At 58.8% G+C, this 597-nt stretch carries 1 protein-coding gene; it reads left to right on the top strand.

Features of this window, described 5'->3' with window-relative positions:
• Positions 1-522: IS200/IS605 family accessory protein TnpB-related protein (locus ACMGFG_RS24245; RefSeq protein WP_436932856.1), on the top strand; the 522-nt coding region annotated here is incomplete at its 5' end.
• Positions 523-597 lie beyond the last annotated feature (75 nt).

Raw genomic sequence — 597 nt, 5'->3', positions numbered from 1 at the left:
GACGACCTGTGGAACCAGATAGACGACGTGTTCCATCGTGTCACCCGCGAAGTCGTGGAGTACGCCGAATCCGTCGAGAATCCCGTACTGGTTCTGGAAGACTTGACGTACATTCGGGAGTCGATGGACTACGGCGAGTATATGAACCGCCGTCTCCACGGATGGGGGTTCGCCAAACTCCACGCGCAGATACGGTACAAGGCCGTCGAGAAGGGGATTCCCGTCGAGACGGTGAATCCGCGTAACACATCGAAGGAATGCCATGCGTGCGGTGAAGTCGGGTATCGCCCGAAGCAGGCGACGTTCGAATGCACGAACGACGACTGTTGGATGGGCGAGTACCAAGCGGATGTGAACGGGGCGATAAACATCGCAGACCGCTACCTCAGCGGAGAGAGTCGTTCCAGAGAACACCCGAACGACGATGACTCGGCTGAGGATGGGGCGCATTTGACCGCGCCACAAGACAGCCACGCCGATGCTGAAACCCAGCAGTTGACGCGTGGAACGTATGCGTCTTGAAACCACAGGACCGTTGCACTCGGTCTGAAATCCCGTGGCGGGATTCCCGCGTCTTCAGGCGCGGGAGGTGGTCAA

The organism is Halosimplex halobium (assembly GCF_051414055.1).
In the GTDB taxonomy this organism is placed as follows: Archaea; Halobacteriota; Halobacteria; order Halobacteriales; family Haloarculaceae; genus Halosimplex; species Halosimplex halobium.
Note: the sequence above shows the minus strand (reverse complement) of the source record. Positions and strands in the feature narration are given on the sequence as shown.